This is a genomic window from Erythrobacter ani, assembly GCF_019204025.1.
GTDB lineage: Bacteria > Pseudomonadota > Alphaproteobacteria > Sphingomonadales > Sphingomonadaceae > Erythrobacter > Erythrobacter ani.
Genome location: NZ_JAGSPB010000002.1, coordinates 122,939 through 138,087, shown reverse-complemented (window position 1 = coordinate 138,087; position 15,149 = coordinate 122,939). Strand labels below are relative to the sequence as shown.

Annotated in this window: 18 protein-coding genes and 1 tRNA gene; 10 read left to right on the top strand and 9 right to left on the bottom strand. The window is 57.6% G+C overall.

Annotation, left to right across the window (positions count from 1 at the left end; genetic code table 11):
- Positions 1-1,728 (bottom strand): CHASE domain-containing protein, encoded by a 1,728-nt coding sequence (locus KCG45_RS07650; protein WP_218316676.1) that lies wholly within the window; start codon positions 1,726-1,728, stop codon positions 1-3.
- 145 nt (positions 1,729-1,873) lie between these two features.
- Between KCG45_RS07650 and KCG45_RS07645 the strand changes: the two genes are divergently transcribed.
- The gene (locus tag KCG45_RS07645) at positions 1,874-2,083 is read left to right on the top strand and encodes a NepR family anti-sigma factor (RefSeq protein WP_218316675.1); all 210 of its coding nucleotides are present in this window, start codon (positions 1,874-1,876) and stop codon (positions 2,081-2,083) included.
- Positions 2,083-2,706: a sigma-70 family RNA polymerase sigma factor gene (locus KCG45_RS07640; protein ID WP_218316674.1), complete on the top strand. Its 624-nt coding sequence runs from the start codon at positions 2,083-2,085 to the stop codon at positions 2,704-2,706. The genes KCG45_RS07645 and KCG45_RS07640 overlap by 1 nt, the downstream gene beginning before the upstream one ends.
- On the opposite strand, the gene KCG45_RS07635 is transcribed toward KCG45_RS07640, so the two are convergent.
- Positions 2,703-3,980: a dicarboxylate/amino acid:cation symporter gene (locus KCG45_RS07635; protein ID WP_218316673.1), complete on the bottom strand. Its 1,278-nt coding sequence runs from the start codon at positions 3,978-3,980 to the stop codon at positions 2,703-2,705. The genes KCG45_RS07640 and KCG45_RS07635 overlap by 4 nt on opposite strands.
- A 102-nt stretch (positions 3,981-4,082) precedes the next feature.
- Here KCG45_RS07635 and glmM point away from each other — a divergent pair, with 102 nt between their 5' ends.
- Genes glmM through thiD form a run of 3 tightly spaced genes read left to right on the top strand, consistent with a single transcriptional unit; the run spans position 4,083 to position 6,472 of the window.
- A complete protein-coding gene (gene glmM, locus KCG45_RS07630) occupies positions 4,083-5,420 on the top strand; it encodes a phosphoglucosamine mutase (protein WP_218316671.1) in 1,338 nt (445 codons plus the stop codon).
- Between the two features lie 15 nt (positions 5,421-5,435).
- Positions 5,436-5,660 (top strand): DUF1272 domain-containing protein, encoded by a 225-nt coding sequence (locus KCG45_RS07625; RefSeq protein ID WP_218316669.1) that lies wholly within the window; start codon positions 5,436-5,438, stop codon positions 5,658-5,660.
- Positions 5,657-6,472 (top strand): bifunctional hydroxymethylpyrimidine kinase/phosphomethylpyrimidine kinase, encoded by an 816-nt coding sequence (thiD, locus tag KCG45_RS07620; protein ID WP_218316667.1) that lies wholly within the window; start codon positions 5,657-5,659, stop codon positions 6,470-6,472. The genes KCG45_RS07625 and thiD overlap by 4 nt, the downstream gene beginning before the upstream one ends.
- On the opposite strand, the gene KCG45_RS07615 is transcribed toward thiD, so the two are convergent.
- Positions 6,469-7,353 (bottom strand): LOG family protein, encoded by an 885-nt coding sequence (locus KCG45_RS07615; RefSeq protein ID WP_218316666.1) that lies wholly within the window; start codon positions 7,351-7,353, stop codon positions 6,469-6,471. The two genes, thiD and KCG45_RS07615, sit on opposite strands and share 4 nt — an antisense overlap.
- A 154-nt stretch (positions 7,354-7,507) precedes the next feature.
- On the opposite strand from KCG45_RS07615, the gene KCG45_RS07610 reads away from it, so the two are divergent.
- Entirely contained in the window at positions 7,508-8,968 is a 1,461-nt protein-coding gene (locus KCG45_RS07610) for an RNA/DNA-binding domain-containing protein (RefSeq protein WP_218316665.1), read from the top strand.
- 84 nt (positions 8,969-9,052) lie between these two features.
- Here KCG45_RS07610 and KCG45_RS07605 read toward each other — a convergent pair whose 3' ends face one another.
- Positions 9,053-9,292 carry a helix-turn-helix domain-containing protein gene (locus tag KCG45_RS07605; RefSeq protein ID WP_369410789.1) on the bottom strand — a complete coding sequence of 80 codons (240 nt, stop codon included), beginning with the start codon at positions 9,290-9,292 and terminating at the stop codon, positions 9,053-9,055.
- A 103-nt stretch (positions 9,293-9,395) separates the two neighbouring features.
- Here KCG45_RS07605 and KCG45_RS07600 point away from each other — a divergent pair, with 103 nt between their 5' ends.
- Positions 9,396-9,755, top strand: coding sequence for a hypothetical protein (locus KCG45_RS07600; RefSeq protein WP_218316664.1), 360 nt, complete (start codon positions 9,396-9,398; stop codon positions 9,753-9,755).
- Here KCG45_RS07600 and KCG45_RS07595 read toward each other — a convergent pair.
- Both KCG45_RS07595 and KCG45_RS07590 read right to left on the bottom strand, forming a co-directional pair.
- On the bottom strand, positions 9,752-9,955 hold the full coding sequence (locus tag KCG45_RS07595) for a hypothetical protein (protein ID WP_218316663.1): 204 nt from the start codon (positions 9,953-9,955) through the stop codon (positions 9,752-9,754). The two genes, KCG45_RS07600 and KCG45_RS07595, sit on opposite strands and share 4 nt — an antisense overlap.
- Positions 9,955-11,004 (bottom strand): IS1595 family transposase, encoded by a 1,050-nt coding sequence (locus tag KCG45_RS07590; protein WP_218317580.1) that lies wholly within the window; start codon positions 11,002-11,004, stop codon positions 9,955-9,957. Before KCG45_RS07590 ends, KCG45_RS07595 begins: the two co-directional genes overlap by 1 nt.
- An 83-nt stretch (positions 11,005-11,087) precedes the next feature.
- Between KCG45_RS07590 and KCG45_RS07585 the strand changes: the two genes are divergently transcribed.
- Entirely contained in the window at positions 11,088-11,312 is a 225-nt protein-coding gene (locus KCG45_RS07585; protein WP_218316662.1) for a DUF6471 domain-containing protein, read from the top strand.
- Positions 11,313-11,564: 252 nt separating this feature from the next.
- Here KCG45_RS07585 and KCG45_RS07580 read toward each other — a convergent pair whose 3' ends face one another.
- Entirely contained in the window at positions 11,565-12,068 is a 504-nt protein-coding gene (locus KCG45_RS07580) for a hypothetical protein (RefSeq protein WP_218316661.1), read from the bottom strand.
- A gap of 97 nt (positions 12,069-12,165) precedes the next feature.
- A tRNA-Gln gene (locus KCG45_RS07575) sits at positions 12,166-12,239 on the bottom strand.
- Between the two features lie 234 nt (positions 12,240-12,473).
- On the opposite strand from KCG45_RS07575, the gene KCG45_RS07570 reads away from it, so the two are divergent.
- Both KCG45_RS07570 and KCG45_RS07565 read left to right on the top strand, forming a co-directional pair.
- Positions 12,474-13,679, top strand: coding sequence for a Ppx/GppA phosphatase family protein (locus tag KCG45_RS07570; RefSeq protein WP_218317579.1), 1,206 nt, complete (start codon positions 12,474-12,476; stop codon positions 13,677-13,679).
- Positions 13,676-14,341, top strand: coding sequence for an RlmE family RNA methyltransferase (locus KCG45_RS07565; protein ID WP_218316660.1), 666 nt, complete (start codon positions 13,676-13,678; stop codon positions 14,339-14,341). The genes KCG45_RS07570 and KCG45_RS07565 overlap by 4 nt, the downstream gene beginning before the upstream one ends.
- A gap of 32 nt (positions 14,342-14,373) precedes the next feature.
- On the opposite strand, the gene KCG45_RS07560 is transcribed toward KCG45_RS07565, so the two are convergent.
- Positions 14,374-15,084 carry a c-type cytochrome gene (locus KCG45_RS07560; RefSeq protein ID WP_218316659.1) on the bottom strand — a complete coding sequence of 237 codons (711 nt, stop codon included), beginning with the start codon at positions 15,082-15,084 and terminating at the stop codon, positions 14,374-14,376.
- Between the last annotated feature and the right edge of the window lie 65 nt (positions 15,085-15,149).

Here is a 15,149-nt window from a genome sequence, read left to right as displayed (position 1 = left end):
TCAACCCGCTTTCGCTTCCGCTTCCTCGCGGATTTGGAACTGATCGCGCCGGCGCACCGGGACGCGCAACTTGCAGCGCACCCCGTCTTTTTCGAAGCTCAGCTCGACCGGCTGCTTCAATTCGTGCGCCACGATCTTTTCGATAAGGTCGGTGCCGAAGCCACGGCTGCGTGCTGTGGGGACTGCGGGACCGCAGCGCTCCACCCATTCCACCTCGGCGAGATTTTTGTCGAGAAGCTTCCAGGCGATGGCCACTTCTCCGTGGGGAACGCTTAACGAACCGAATTTGGCCGCATTGGTCGCTAATTCGTGGATCGCCAAGCCGAACGACAAGGCATCATTGGGAGCGAGATCGACGGGAGGGCCCTCGATCGAAACGCTATTTTCCGCACCTTTACGAAAGTGCTGCAATTCCGCCTCCACAATCGCCTTGAGGGGCGTCGTACCCCAGTCGGTCCCGGTCAAGAGGTCATGCGTCGCTGATAGCGACCTTATGCGTCCCTCAAGACTGTCCGCGAATTCGTCCAGATCGGTGCTGCGCCGACGCGTCAGGGACAGGATCGATAATACATTCGCCAGCGTGTTCTTGACCCGGTGATTGAGTTCACGGGTCAGGGAATTGCGAATGGAGTGCTGCTCTTCGAAAAAGGCGAGCCTCGACTGGTCCTCGGCTGCCTGCCTGGTCAACAGCCGCGCCAGCAACATCAGCAAACTGGCCACTGCCAAGCCAAACAGCAAAGTCACCATCGACAGCGGAGAGAGCATTTGTGGATCATCGGATTCGACGACCAGAACGAGCTCACGATTGCCGATGGAAACCGCGCGCTCGATCTCGTGCGTAGGTTCGTCTTCCAGCGCGCGTGTCACCAGCAAGCGCTCCGGGGCGATCGCGCCATCGTAGAGTCGAAGGCCGAGATCCGATGCGTCAGCGTTCTCTATGGCCGAATCAACGAAACGCTCTGCATTGATGGTGCTGTATACAAAGCCTGCCAGACTGGTTTCGCTATCGCGCGTCACAGGATCGCCGCCGTAAACAGGCATGAAGATAGCAAAGCCAGGCGCGTCGTCCCCTTCTTCGTATGTAAGGGAGACCTTGCCAGATGCGGTTGGCCGTACCGTTTGCCGCGCTTCGTCCATTGCGGCTGCGCGAACCGGATCGGAATACATGTTGTATCCCAGCGTTCGCAGATTTCGCTCGCTATCTGGTGACAGGTACGTGACAGGAGCAGTGCGTAGCGAGGCCGTTTCCGGGGGTGCAAAATCGGGCTGAAGTGTGCCTGTACTCCCATCAAATATCCCGTCATCCGATGGAGAAGCAATAGCGGCCCAACCGATGCCTTCTGATCCTTCATATTCGATATTCAGGCGCAGCTCGCTGACGAATTGATTGAATACTTGCGGAGTGACTTCCTCGACGCTTGAAAACAATGCGGCGCCCGCGCGAAGATAGGCCGAGAAGCTGTTGCCGCGGCGCTCAAGCGCGGAAGCGATCGATTGCCCGTATTTGCTCATCTGCGCGGTTTCGCGCGCTCTAACGTTGCTCTCGATCGAAAACACGCTGAGCACTGTCACGGCTGCGATCGCCGCAAAGATCATAAGAGGTATGGCGCGAGGGTAATCCAGCAACCAGCGACGCGTGCGGCCACGGCTGGAGAAACGCTTTCGCCGGCCAGGCTGCGTATTCTCCGCTGAGCGCTGCAAGTCAGGATTGGAAGTGTGGATTCCCATGTCTTTCTTTGTCGCGTGTGTATGTGGACGGAACCAAACTATGGTCGCATCGTTCCCAAACCACACGAACAGACGGTGCCGCAAGGGACCGAAGAATTGCTGAGCGACTGAAGCTCGAAGCCATGGGATCAAGGCAGACTGCGATATGCCGCGAAACGAACGCGAAAACGAGAACGAACGCCGCGCCGCAAAGACAACGGGTGATGGCGCTTCGCCAGAATGGGCCGATGGCCTACGGCATCTGTATGATGCCGTGGTGGAAGAACCTCTGCCAGACAGTTTCAAGGATCTGCTGGCCAAACTGGATGAAGACGGCGATGATGTCCCTCCTTCCAAAGAAGGAAAAAGGGACTGATGGCCGAAAAGAAAGAGCTGCCGAAGCGAACAGCTTCGGAAAAGGCCGACTTCAAGCGTGAGCTTACCGAAGTCGTCCCTCATCTGCGTGCATTTGCACGCGGTCTTTGCGGTCGACCCGACATGGCTGACGATCTCGTGCAGGAAACCATGCTGAAAGCCTGGGCCGCGCAGGATCGCTTCGAGCCGGGTACGTCCATGCGGGCATGGACCTTCGTGATCCTGCGTAACGCCTATCTCACGGACATGCGTCGCAATCGGTTTCGCGGCGAATATGATGAAGGAGTGGCCGAACGCATCCTGACAGCGCCTGCTGGACAGGAAGAACCGCTCCACCTTTCCGACATGCACCGCGCATTGTTGACGCTACCGCCCGAACGCCGCGAGGCGCTTCTGCTGGTTGGTGCTGGCGGTTTCTCTTACGAAGAGGCGGCGAATATCTGCGGCTGTGCAGTCGGCACCATCAAGAGCCGCGTGGGCCGTGCGCGTGCAACCCTCAATTCGATGCTGGCCGACGGCGACATTCCGCGGCGATCAATCGATGATGACAGCGCGCACCGCGCCATACTTGAAGAGCTTGATGATGTTGCCGCAGGAAAAGGCGAAGCGGCCGCAAAAGCCTAGTCGGCGCGTTCGCGTCCTGTCCATCTGTCAACAATAGAAACGACCGAAACATTCATCGTCACGTTCGCAAGCGTACGCATGATGTCAGGCAGCATTTCAACAGCGACGAGCAATGCCAGCGGCTCGATCGGCACTCCCATCGCGAGCGCGATCGGACCGATCGAAACGACGAAACTGATCGACCCTGGCAGGCTCACGGATCCGATACTGATGATCACGGCTACAAGGATCCCCACCACGATCAGAGCCGCTGATATCTCGATGCCTGCCAAGGCAGCGACGTAAAGCGCAACGGCCAGATTCATCGCAACGCTGGTCGAGCGAAAGATCGCGACAGCCAAGGGCAGGACGAATTCGCTGGTGGCGGACTTCACGCCCAACCGATTGGAGCTGTCGAGCATCGCCGGGAGACTTGCAAGCGAGCTTTGCGTCGATATCGCGACCGCTTGGGCCGGCAGAACCGCCGAGGCGAAACGGGCTGGACTGATCCCGCCAAGCAACGATGCCATCACGTAGGCGAGCACAAAGATAAACCCGCCCATGGCCGATACGACGAGGATATAATGCCCTAACGCTGCGAACGCTCCGCCACCGCTTCGCAGGCCAACCCCAAATGCCAGAGCCGCGACCCCTAAAGGCGCGATCCACAGCACCCAACCGATTATGAGCAGCATCGCATTGGCGAGCGCATGGAAGAACCCGAGCAGCGTGCGGCCTTGATCGTTCGGCAACTTCGCGATCGCGACTGCAAAAACGGCAAAAAAGATTGTGAGCGGAAGCATCGCCGTGTTGGCCGCCGCTGCGAAGACGTTCGACGCTATCAGCGATTCCGCGAAATCGAGGATGCCTGGCACGATCTGCTCGTCTTGCGGGACATTTGCGAGGAAACCGGCTGCCGCCTCCGGAATGGGCGCAATCTGCAACAGGAGCGGCATCGCAATAGCAGTGAAAATGCCGCCAGCTATCAGAACGGCGAAAACAAGTGCAAGAAACGTGATCGACGCCGTTCCAGCGCGAGCGGCCGTGATCATCTGCACGATACCGAGCACCAGAAGGCTCGCAACCAGCGGGATGATTGTCATCTGAAGCGCGCGAAGCCACAGCGTCCCGATCAGCGCGATGCTGTCTTGCAGCCACGGGGCCATAGCGAGGTCGGCCGCGCCTACTCCTGCCGCTAGCCCAAGGAGCAGCGACGCGAATGTCGCCAGCACCGGCAGCCGGACGGCAACCAGTTCGAAACTGCTATCGCCCGCCTTGCCTTTAGAATTATCCAAGAAAACGGCTCCCTTCGATCCCTGTCGCCCTTTCTTTCTGGCGATAACCGCGCCAGAAGCGCCTGACAAATTGTCGCGATCAATCACAGGTACCAGTTCAGCATGACACGCAAGTTTTTCGGCACAGACGGGATCAGGGGCCGCACCAACGCCGACGTAATGACCGCGAAGACGGCAATGCGAGTCGGCCAGGCAGCGGGGAATTACTTTGTCCGCGGCAAGCACCGCCACCGCGTTGTCATTGGCAAGGACACGCGGCTGTCTGGGTACATGATGGAAAGCGCCCTCGTGGCAGGCTTTACCAGTGTGGGCATGGACGTCATCATGACAGGCCCCCTCCCCACGCCGGCGATCGCCTTGCTCACCAGAGAAATGCGCGCCGACCTCGGCGTCATGATTTCCGCGAGCCACAACCCGTACGCCGATAACGGGATCAAGCTTTTCGGGCCCGACGGCTTCAAGCTGTCGGACGAGGCCGAAGCTGAAATCGAGCACCTGCTCGAGACGGAGCCCGACCTCGCCGAAGCCGAGGCTATCGGGCGTGCAAGGCGCATCGAGGACGCCAGGGGCCGGTACATCCACGCGGTCAAGGACTCGGTTGCCAGCGATGTCCGCTTCGATGGGCTGAAAGTCGTGGTCGATTGCGCTCACGGCGCCGCTTATCAAGTCGCCCCGTCCGCCATCTGGGAGCTCGGCGCAGAGATCGTCACGCTCGGCGTGTCCCCAGATGGGAGGAATATCAATGATGGTGTCGGATCGACGTCGATCGAGGCGCTTCAGGCGAAGGTGGTCGAGGAAAAGGCCGATATCGGCATCGCCCTCGACGGCGATGCCGATCGTCTGATCGTGGTCGATGAGAAGGGCCAGGCAGTCGACGGCGACCAGATCATGGCTCTCATCGCGACCCGCATGCACGAAAAAGGCGCGCTTACGGGCGGCGGCGTCGTTTCGACCGTCATGTCCAATCTCGGCCTGGAACGATATCTCGACAGCCTCGGCCTCACACTCGAGCGCACCAAAGTCGGCGATCGTTATGTGCTGGAGCGCATGAAGGAAGGTGGTTTCAACGTCGGCGGCGAGCAGTCGGGCCACATGATCCTGCTCGATCACGGCACCACAGGCGACGGCACCGTTGCAGCGCTGCGCGTGCTCGCCAGCCTTGTCCATTCGAAAAAGCCCGCGAGCGAAATCCTGCATCTGTTCGATCCGGTTCCGCAATTGCTCAAGAATGTCCGTTACGAAGGTGATTCCCCACTCGGCAATGAACAGGTCCGCGCAGTGATCGCCGATGTCGAAAGCGAACTTGTGGGCAAGGGCCGACTGGTCATTCGTCCGTCCGGCACAGAACCGGTGATCCGAGTGATGGCCGAAGGCGACGACGCGGCGCAGGTTGAAACGGTGGTCGACCGGGTCTGCGACGCGGTTCGCGTCGCTGCCTGAAGAAGGAATCAATCCATGCTCGAAATGCGCCCCGATTGCGAACGCTGCGGCAGCGATCTCCCTGCTGAAAATCCCGGCGGTTTCATCTGCAGCTTCGAATGCACATTTTGCGCATCCTGCGCGGAAAAGCTGGACGATCAGTGCCCCAACTGCGGAGGCGAGTTGATGGATCGCCCCACCCGCGCCGCCGCGCTCCACGATGACTTTCCACCATCGACGACACGAAAATTCAAAGGATGACTGAACGGCCCGCGCCCCGCATCCTTGCAATAGCCGGCTCTGATTCTTCCGGCGGCGCAGGCATCCAGGCCGATATTAAGACAATCGCGATGCTGGGCGGATATGCGATGACCGCGATCACGGCGGTCACCGCACAGAACACCCTCGGAGTCCAGGCAATCGCGCCGATGTCAGGAGAGGTGGTCGGCAAACAGATCATGTCGTGCATCGACGATATCGGCGTCGACGCCATCAAGATTGGCATGCTTCACGATACCGACATCATCGAGCATGTTGCCGATGCGCTTGCCGGCGTCGAAGCACCAATCGTGCTCGATCCGGTGATGATCTCCACCAGCGGCGCCGCCCTGATCGCGCCTGACGCGATTGCAGCAATGCGCGAAAAGCTGTTCCCTCTCGCCACCCTCGTCACACCCAACCTGCCGGAACTCGGCCACCTTCTCGAACGCAATCTGACTGACACCGCGCAAATGGCGGGCGCTGCTGAGGAGTTGTCGCACAAAACAGGAGCAGCAGTTCTGGCGAAAGGCGGACATACGAGCGATGCCCGGATCATCGACATCCTCTACGTGCCGGATCAGCGTGCCGTGCAATTCGATCACGCGCGGATCGACACGAAACATACCCATGGCACAGGCTGCACGCTGTCATCGGCAATCGCGGTCCTGCTCGGCCACGGTCAGCCGCTTGAGCACGCCGTCCGGCTGGGACGGAATTTCGTGCGCAGTGCAATTGAAAATGCACCGGGCTTTGGGGCAGGTCAGGGGCCGCTGGGTCACCATGCGGTGAGACGGCTGTCGGACGGAGGCTAGGCCGCGGTCCCATTTTCGAGCTCGTAGAACTTCTCGATGTGATCCCAGGCGTCCTCGGCCGTCTCGCACCAGTGGAACAGCTCGAGATCCTTCTTCGAAATCGTGCCTTCTTCGGCAATCGCTTCGAAATCGACGACCCGCGTCCAGAAATCCTTCCCGAAGAGCAGGATCGGCAATGGCTTCATCTTGCCGGTCTGGATCAGCGTAAGCAGCTCGAAAAACTCATCGAACGTACCGAAGCCGCCAGGGAATACTGCAACGGCGCGCGCGCGCAGCAGGAAATGCATCTTGCGGAGTGCAAAATAGTGAAAGTTGAGCGACAAATAGGGCGTCACATAGGTGTTGGGCGCCTGCTCGTGAGGCAGGACGATATTCAGGCCGATGGATTCGCTGCCGGCATCGCTGGCACCGCGATTGCCCGCTTCCATGATCGAAGGCCCGCCACCGGTCGTGACGACGAACTGTCGCTTGCCATCTTCGATGATCGCTTTCTCGGATACCAGCCGCGCCAGTTTGTATGCTTCTTCATAGTACTTCGCTTTTTCAGCGAGACGCGCGGCGACTTTTTGTTCGTACTCGGTCCCGTTCTTGGCCGCATCAATGGTCGCCTGCGCCTGCTCCGGCGAGGGGATACGAGCCGATCCGTACATCACCATGGTCGAGCCGACGCGTGCTTCATCGAGGAGCATTTCAGGCTTCAGCAGTTCGAGCTGGAACCTGACCGGTCGCAGCTCATCGCGTAGAAGGAAGTCGTGGTCGCGGAAGGCCAGCTTGTAAGCGGGGTGTTCGGTCTGTGGAGTGCGATCGGGCGCTTCGTCGGCGAACCGGGATTCTTCTCCCGCGCGGTAAAATCGGCGGTCCTTTAAGTCTTTATCTGTCATTGCTGCAGCCCTAGGCGCAGCGAAAGCCATCGGCAAGGCGGCGCGTAATCACGATGAAATGGCAATGCGGTATTAGGTAGCAAACGCACAAAGTTGCGAGTGGACACTTCAATAGTTTATCGCACTTCCTAGGTTGTGAAGCTATTGAAGGGGTATGGCCATAAAACTCGAAGACCCAGAAGCCTTACTCGATAATCTACGAGCACTCCCGCGCGAGACCGATTGGGTCGAGTTCAAGGTTAACAATGCTGATCCGACCGCGATCGGGAAGTATGTATCAGCACTCGCGAATGCTGCAATTCTCCGTGAAAAAAGCGAGGCGTATCTCGTTTGGGGCATCGAAGACCAAACTCACGATGTTGTAGGCACGACAGTTGACCTTCACAGCATGAAGAAGGGAGGCGACCCTTATGTGTTCTGGCTGAACAAGATGCTTGATCCGAAAGTCAATCTGTTGATTGAAACGGTTGAGTATCACGGGAAGAACATACAAATTTTATGTATTACTCCGCCCTATGAGCGGCCAGTGAAATTTCAGAACCAAGCTTTCATTCGTATCGGAACTGCCCAGCAGAATCTTGGTGACTATCCTGACCTTGAGCGCAGTATATGGCAGATTACATCGCGCTACTCGTTCGAAAGTTCGATCATTCAACCCAATGCGACTGTCGAAGACCTCAATGAGCACTACGATTTTTCAAAGCTGCTCGAATTGTTAGAAATTACAGCTAATTCGACCGAAGCCAAGCTCGACCGTCTGGAGGGCGAAGGGCTAATCCAATCGAATTTACAGGGCCGGTTCGATGTTCTGGCGCTCATGGCCATAGCGTGTGCCAAGAATCTGGACATGTTTCCTGCGTTGGCCATGAAGGGTATGAGGCTGCTAGAGTTCGAGGGAACGGACAAAGATCATGCAAGAGAAGACCTTGCAGGGATACGCGGATACGCTGTGGTCTTTAGTGTTTTAATGCGGCGTCTGATGTCTTTGTTGTCGGAGGGTGAAGAGTTCGTGGAAGGCATACGAACGCCTACATATTCTGTCCCGGAAATCGCAATTCGCGAGTTTGTAGCAAATGCTCTGGTCCATCAGGATTTGACCAGACCGGGAGAGAGGCCGACATTCGAGGTATATGCAGACCGAGTAAAGATTATCAATCCGGGAGTGCCTCTGATTGAGGCCGATAGGTTCATCGACAGTCCGTCGAAATCTAGGAACCCTGAATTTTCAAACTTGATGCGAAAAGCGGGGCTTTGCGAGCTTCGTGGTAGCGGCGTTGATCGCGCCTTGCGTGCGATTGAGGCCGCCGCGCTTCCCCCTCCGGCAATTCAAATTGTCGAAGGCTCGACCATTGTCACTACATATAAGCAGAAGCCATTTGCTAGTTGGACTCCTGATGAGAGGATTCTTGCTTGTTACCAGCACGCTTGTCTAAAATACGAGGATAATGAGCCGATGAGCAACGCATCGCTGCGTGAGCGCTTTGGTTTACCTCAAAGGCAATACCCTCAGGTCTCTTTGGTCATTAAGGAAGCTATGGACAGAGGGCGGATTGTTCCGTTGTCTGAGGATCAAAGCAATCGCTATGCCCGCTATGTTCCTTACTGGGCTCGCTAATGTAATTTGTAGATTGCAAATCATTCTCATTTAGAAAAAATATGTTTTAAAACAATCATCTGCTGTGATGCCTTTATGTATTAGCTAGGATGCGCTCATGTTTTTGGACGCAGGCAAGCCGCTCGTCAGCGAGGCCACATCACAGCCCATGGCCCGACACAGCTTCACCAACGATACAAATGTCAGGTTATGCTCGCCGCGCTCAATCCGCCCAACATAGCTGCGATCCAGCCCGGCCTCATTGGCTAAGCCCTCCTGAGACATGCCGAGTTCGCTACGCCTTGCGCGGATGCGTTGGCCAAGGATGTCGAGATATGGGTCCACGCCGCCAAATCGCGGCAAGGAGGAGTATCAGTCCACGGTGTATGAATCCCGCTGTTAACCTTTTCGCCCTAAGGAGGTTTGCGATCCATCAGCGGAGGCAATTTTGAAAAGAGTATTCCTGGCCACCATCACTGCGAGCGCTCTGGCATGGCCCAGCGTTGCTCTTGCACAACCAGTGTTCTTGACATGCACCCTCAGCGATCAGGGTGGCGAAAGCACTTTCGATGTCCAGTTGAACGAGGCGGCCAACACCGTCAGCTATTTCATTCATCGCAATGGAATGACCGTCAAAAAGCCAGCAATCTTCACCCCGGAGAAGGTCTTGTTCAATGGCTTTGAGATTGATCGCAAGGACCTCACTTTCCGGAGGGACAACACCCAGAGCGCATTTTACCGCGTCACAGGCGGACCAGCTATGGATGTTGGGAAATGTGTCATCGACCGCGAAGAGCGTGCTTTCTAGTCGGCCTCTATGGCGCACTGAATGCGGCTTGTCGCTATCATCACACGCCGACAAACACCATCCCCATCTGCCTGCGCCATGTGGCCTGTCAAATAGCGGGCTGTAGCGGACTGATCCGCCAGATCGTCGATGTCGTTGCAGGGCAAGTCGAGCGTGATGGGTTGATGCTGACCCATTAAGTGAATTGTGAAGTTAGCCATCACGCGGCCTCCTTCCGGCGCTGCCAGTAGCCCTTCCATTGCATCGATGGTGGGTGGTGCAGCCCAGCCGTCACGAGTGTCAAGAATTGCTCACCATTGGACTTGCGCCGGTGGTCTTCGCGCCAAGTCATCTCGTCGGCGTAGCCTTGCAGGTGATCACCGGAGATTCGGTGGTGAACACCCATCTGCGAGCGCTTGAGCCGCGAGTGGCTGGACTCTGCAAGGTTAGTGTGAACTCCGTCCCGCGAGTATGCGGCTTCTCCGTAGTTCTTCGTGTCGTTCCCGTCGTGATTGACGCGTTTCACATCAAACAGCGCTTCGAGCCCATCAAATGCTTTGGACTCGTCAAAGATCAGGAAAGTCCCGTCCTCGACGAGATCGCGCATGACAGCAGCGGTCTGTTTCTCAGTTTGAACGAAAGCGCGAGATTTACCGCCTCGCTCGCGCAGGACGGTGATCGCCTGCCTCTTGCCTGACTGGTTCGCCAGCTTGCGTCGATCGCGGCGGTTCTTTTTGAGATTAGCAGGCTTTACATACCCACCAACATAGGTTGCGTCGCCCTCGACTTCGCCTGAGAGCTTTGCCGCGTGCTGGAGCGTGCCCATCACCTCGCGAAGCTTCTTTTCGAGAATGAACGCCGTCTTCGGATTTACATTCATGTCCCTGCACAAATGCAGGGCCGCTTCACCTTTGGCTCCATTCACCCAGAGCGCGATTCCAAACAAGATGTCGCGGTGTTCAAGCTTGCGGCCGTGGAAGATCGTTCCTGATGTAGGTGAGAACTGGTGTGTGCATTCCGCACAGGTGTATTTGCGACTTGTTCCCGTTACCTCACCGGTCTTGCGGTGCTTGATCTTGCGATTGACCTTGTAAGTTACCTGACACCCGCACTTGGGACAGTAGGGCTCTCCATTCGTCTCGGCGTAACGCAACAAGACAAACGCATCCACCGCCTCCTCTTCGGACATGCGAGCGATGCGCTTGAGATCAAGCGTCCTAGCCCTTGCCGAAGTGAGAAAATGTTGCGACTTATCCTCCGATGCAGTGATATTGCATCGAATTTGATGAATAAGTCCGATTCTGTCAAGTGACTTTTCACCATATTTGGTGATTTAACCTCGTTAGGAGTGATATGGAGAGGGACTGGAACGGCTACGCAAAGGGTGTCCTGCAAGCCGAGATGGCTCGCAGAGGCATGAAAACGCCTGATCTGGTGAAGCTGCTTGCCGATGTCGGCGTGGAGGATAATCCGCGAAACGTGGCGAATAAGATCGCCAGAGGCACGTTCTCTGCGGCGTTCCTGTTCCAGTGCCTCGCCGCGATGGAAGTTCGGAATCTCCACCTCGGCGAGGACTAACTTATTCTCTGGACTCCGAAATAAGAGTCACGTATAGCGTAATAACGCGCAGTTGATCTGCACGGGACACCTCCTTTCTACCGAAAAGGCGGTTGAAATGAAGCCACGAACACCTGCAAGTGTTCGTGGCTTTGCCCTTTTCTGGGGTTGGAATCCGTGCTTCTAGCCGATTTTTTACTTATCGTAAAGTCTTTTATTTTCAGGTGTTTGTGTAAAGCAAAAGTATACACTCACTGCAATACTTGATTTACATCATGGATCGAAATTGATTTCCGGCTTGTTGATGGCCCGCCATTGGGCCGGATACTTCCCCGACGATTCTACCGTGCGCCCCCTGAACTTCCTAAGCGAGGACTCAACTGCCGTCTGGACGCGCCGCACAGCTTCGATGTCGGGCTCAGTCTCACCGGCTTGTCGCAGCAACTCCAATGTGATCTGCCGACATGTCATTGGCCGCTCGGTCTCACGCAACAGCGCCATTGCCCTTCGACCACACTGGCCGAAAGGGATCGGATTCTTGAAAGACCACGGCTTGGTAGGTTCGACCATCGAGGGGTCCCAATCAGGGTCATTGTCCCGGAGCAACAAATCGGTTGCTTCGATCAGGCTTTCGAGATCAGGGATGCGGGCTTCAAGAGTAGGGAGTCTGTCCTGCTCTCGTTTGATCCGCTCGATCTGAAAATGAACGTCCTCAAGTTCGCCAGTGAGACCGGCGTATCGCTTTTGCAGAGATTTTCGAAGATTGGTTTGACCCATCGTAATTCCTTTCCGTTTGAACGGGAGGAATCTACGAATTGAGCGGGTTGCTCGGCTAGGTAGCTCTTTGTGCGTTTGCTACCCAATACCGTGGCAATGGATGCCCCGTGAGGATTCGAACCTCAATTGACGGAGTCAGAGTCCGTAGTCTTACCATTAGACGACGGGGCAATGCCGAGCGGGTCCGATCAGGGACTCTCGCTTTGCGAGCGCGCCTCCTAGTTTTGGCGCGTGCCAAGGTCAAGGCCTGTGCAGCATCAAGCGCAATTGTTCCTGCGCCTCAAGACCGCTCGGGCACGCCCCTTATCGCAAGACCTCCCTTGCTTGCTCTCTCTCCTCGCTTCCGTTAGCATCCACGTCAGGTGCTCGCGCAACAATCGCGTGAGTGGAATGAAAGATACGATTATGGCGGACATGCCTCCGCCGGACGAAGACAAAAGGGCTGGTAAGAACAGGGGCGGCAAGTCCGGCAAGGTAGCCGATTTTCGCTACAAGCGTCCCTTCCAGCGTGACGAGGCCCAGGACGGCGGCAAGAGTAATGGCCGTGTGCACCGCGCTTCGACCCCTGCCAGCCACGAAAAGCGTCCGCATCGCCCCGGCGAGGCTTACGCCGCGCTCGACCTTGGCACGAACAATTGTCGCTTGCTGATCGCGCGGCCCTCCGGACGTGACTTCACGGTCATCGATGCATTCAGCCGGGTGGTGAAACTCGGCGAGGATCTGGCGAAGACCGGGAGATTGTCCGACGAGGCTATGGACCGCGCGCTAGGCGCGCTGTCCGTCTGCGCTGACAAATTGCGCCGACGCAATGTCCGCCTCGCGCGGTCTGTCGCGACCGAAGCCTGCCGCCGTGCGGCCAATGGCCCCAAGTTCATCGAGCGGGTGCGCGAGGAAACCGGCATAGTGCTCGATATCATCAGCGCCGAAGAAGAGGCACGGCTGGCGGTGCTCGGCTGCCACATCCTGCTCGAAAACGGCGAGGGCCCAGCTGTCATCTTCGATATTGGTGGCGGATCGACGGAACTGGTGCTGCTGGAACCGGGCGGGAAAATTCCCCGCATTATCGACTGGCAGAGTGTGCCGTGGGGCGTCGTGTCGCTCACCGATACGGTCGGGCGCGGAGAAGAGAACCGCGATGCGCGCCTTGATCGGTATGCACGCATGAGGAAAATCGTGTCAGGCAGTTTCGCCCCGTTCGCCGACCGCATCGCCGGTGAGGCGACAAGGGACGACATTCGCCTGCTTGGTACCAGCGGCACCGTGACCACGCTCGCCAGCTTGCACCTCGAACTACCGCATTATGATCGCAACGCCGTGGACGGCCTGATCGTCCCGTCTAGCGCCATGCGCGATATCAGCCAGCAATTGTCAGGCATGTCACCCTCGGAACGCAGCCAATTGCCCTGCATCGGTCAGGACAGGGCAGACCTGGTCGTGGCCGGCTGCGCCATTCTTGATTCCATCCTCGATCTCTGGCCCGCCGAAAAACTGGGTGTCGCAGACAGGGGCATCCGGGAAGGCATTCTGCGCAGCCTCATGGCGGCCGAACGCCAGAGCGCCCGCGCGCTCAAGGCGCTGAACGAAACGCGATCCGGGCAGACCGGCGCGTGACGCGTTCAGGACGCAATCCCGATCGCCGCGTCAGAACGGCGAAGAAACGCACTGCGTCCTCGACTCGCTGGCTCGAGCGTCAGCTCAACGATCCATACGTAAAGCAGGCGAAGGCCGATGGATATCGCAGCCGTGCGGCATACAAGCTGCTCGAACTGGACGATCGGTTCGGACTGATCCGCGGATCAAAGCGCGTCGTCGATCTGGGTATCGCACCCGGAGGCTGGTCCCAGATTGTGCGTGCGCGTGCACCGAAGGCCAAGGTGGTCGGTATCGATCTGCTTCCCACCGATGCGATCGAAGGCGTGACGATTTTCGAAATGGATTTCATGGACGATGCGGCTCCCGGTGCCCTCGAAGAGGCGCTCGAAGGGCCGCCGGACCTCGTCCTGTCCGATATGGCAGCGAACACTGTCGGCCACAAACAGACCGATCACTTGCGCACCATGGCATTGGTGGAAGCCGGCGCATGGTTCGCGACCGAGACGCTGGAAAAGGGCGGTGCGTTCGTGGCGAAAGTGCTGGCGGGCGGCACCGACACCGATCTGCTGAACCTGCTCAAGCAGCATTTCAAGACGGTCAAACACGCCAAACCTCCAGCGAGCCGCAAGGGCTCATCCGAATGGTATGTCGTTGCTCAGGGATTCAAGGGCCGCGATTGACGCAGGCCCACCTCGAAGATGCTGGGCGGCGCTTATTCGGCTGCTGCGACTTCTTCGATTTCAGCCGCTGCATCCTGCTCGGCTTCTGCTTCGGCTGCACCTTCAGCTTCACCCTCGGTTTCGCCTTCCGGCGATTCTTCGGCTGCGGCTTCCTCTACATATTCGGGAACCGGAAGGTTCGAACCATTGGCGTTGAGGTAAAGCGCAACCGCCGCGCGATCTTCGATCTTGCCGAGGCCGGCAAAGCTCATCGAGGTGCCTTCAATGTAACGCTTGGGATTAAGGAGCCATTCGTTCATCTCTTCCCAGCCCCAATTGCCGCTGGCGCCTGACAATGCCGACGAATAATTAAAGCCCGCCTTGCTGGCGAAGGGCGCGCCCATGATCGCGTGCAGGTTCGGGCCAACGCCGTTGGGTCCGCCCTGCGCGACATTGTGACACGCCTGGCACTTGGCAAAAACCTTCTCACCCTGGGCAACCAAATCGTCTTGCGGCATCATATTGAGCGCAGCCGCCATGGTCATTTCGGGCTCGGCACCACCTTCTTCTTCGGCAGCTTCGATGAAGTAACCCGGCTGTTCAGGCATTTCCGGATCATAGCCGTGGAAGTATTTGTCGCTCAGGATCGACAGCCCGAGACCAAGGCCTGCTGCGAACAGTACCCATCCCGCTGCGGTGTTGAAGAGATCGCCGCCACCATTGTCGGTCGCGGGATTCGTGTCTGAAGAGTTTTCTTGTGTCATCCCGGCGCTCCATTAATGCCGCCTACGCGCGTGCGCAAGAGCGATCGCATCATCATTTGTTGCGG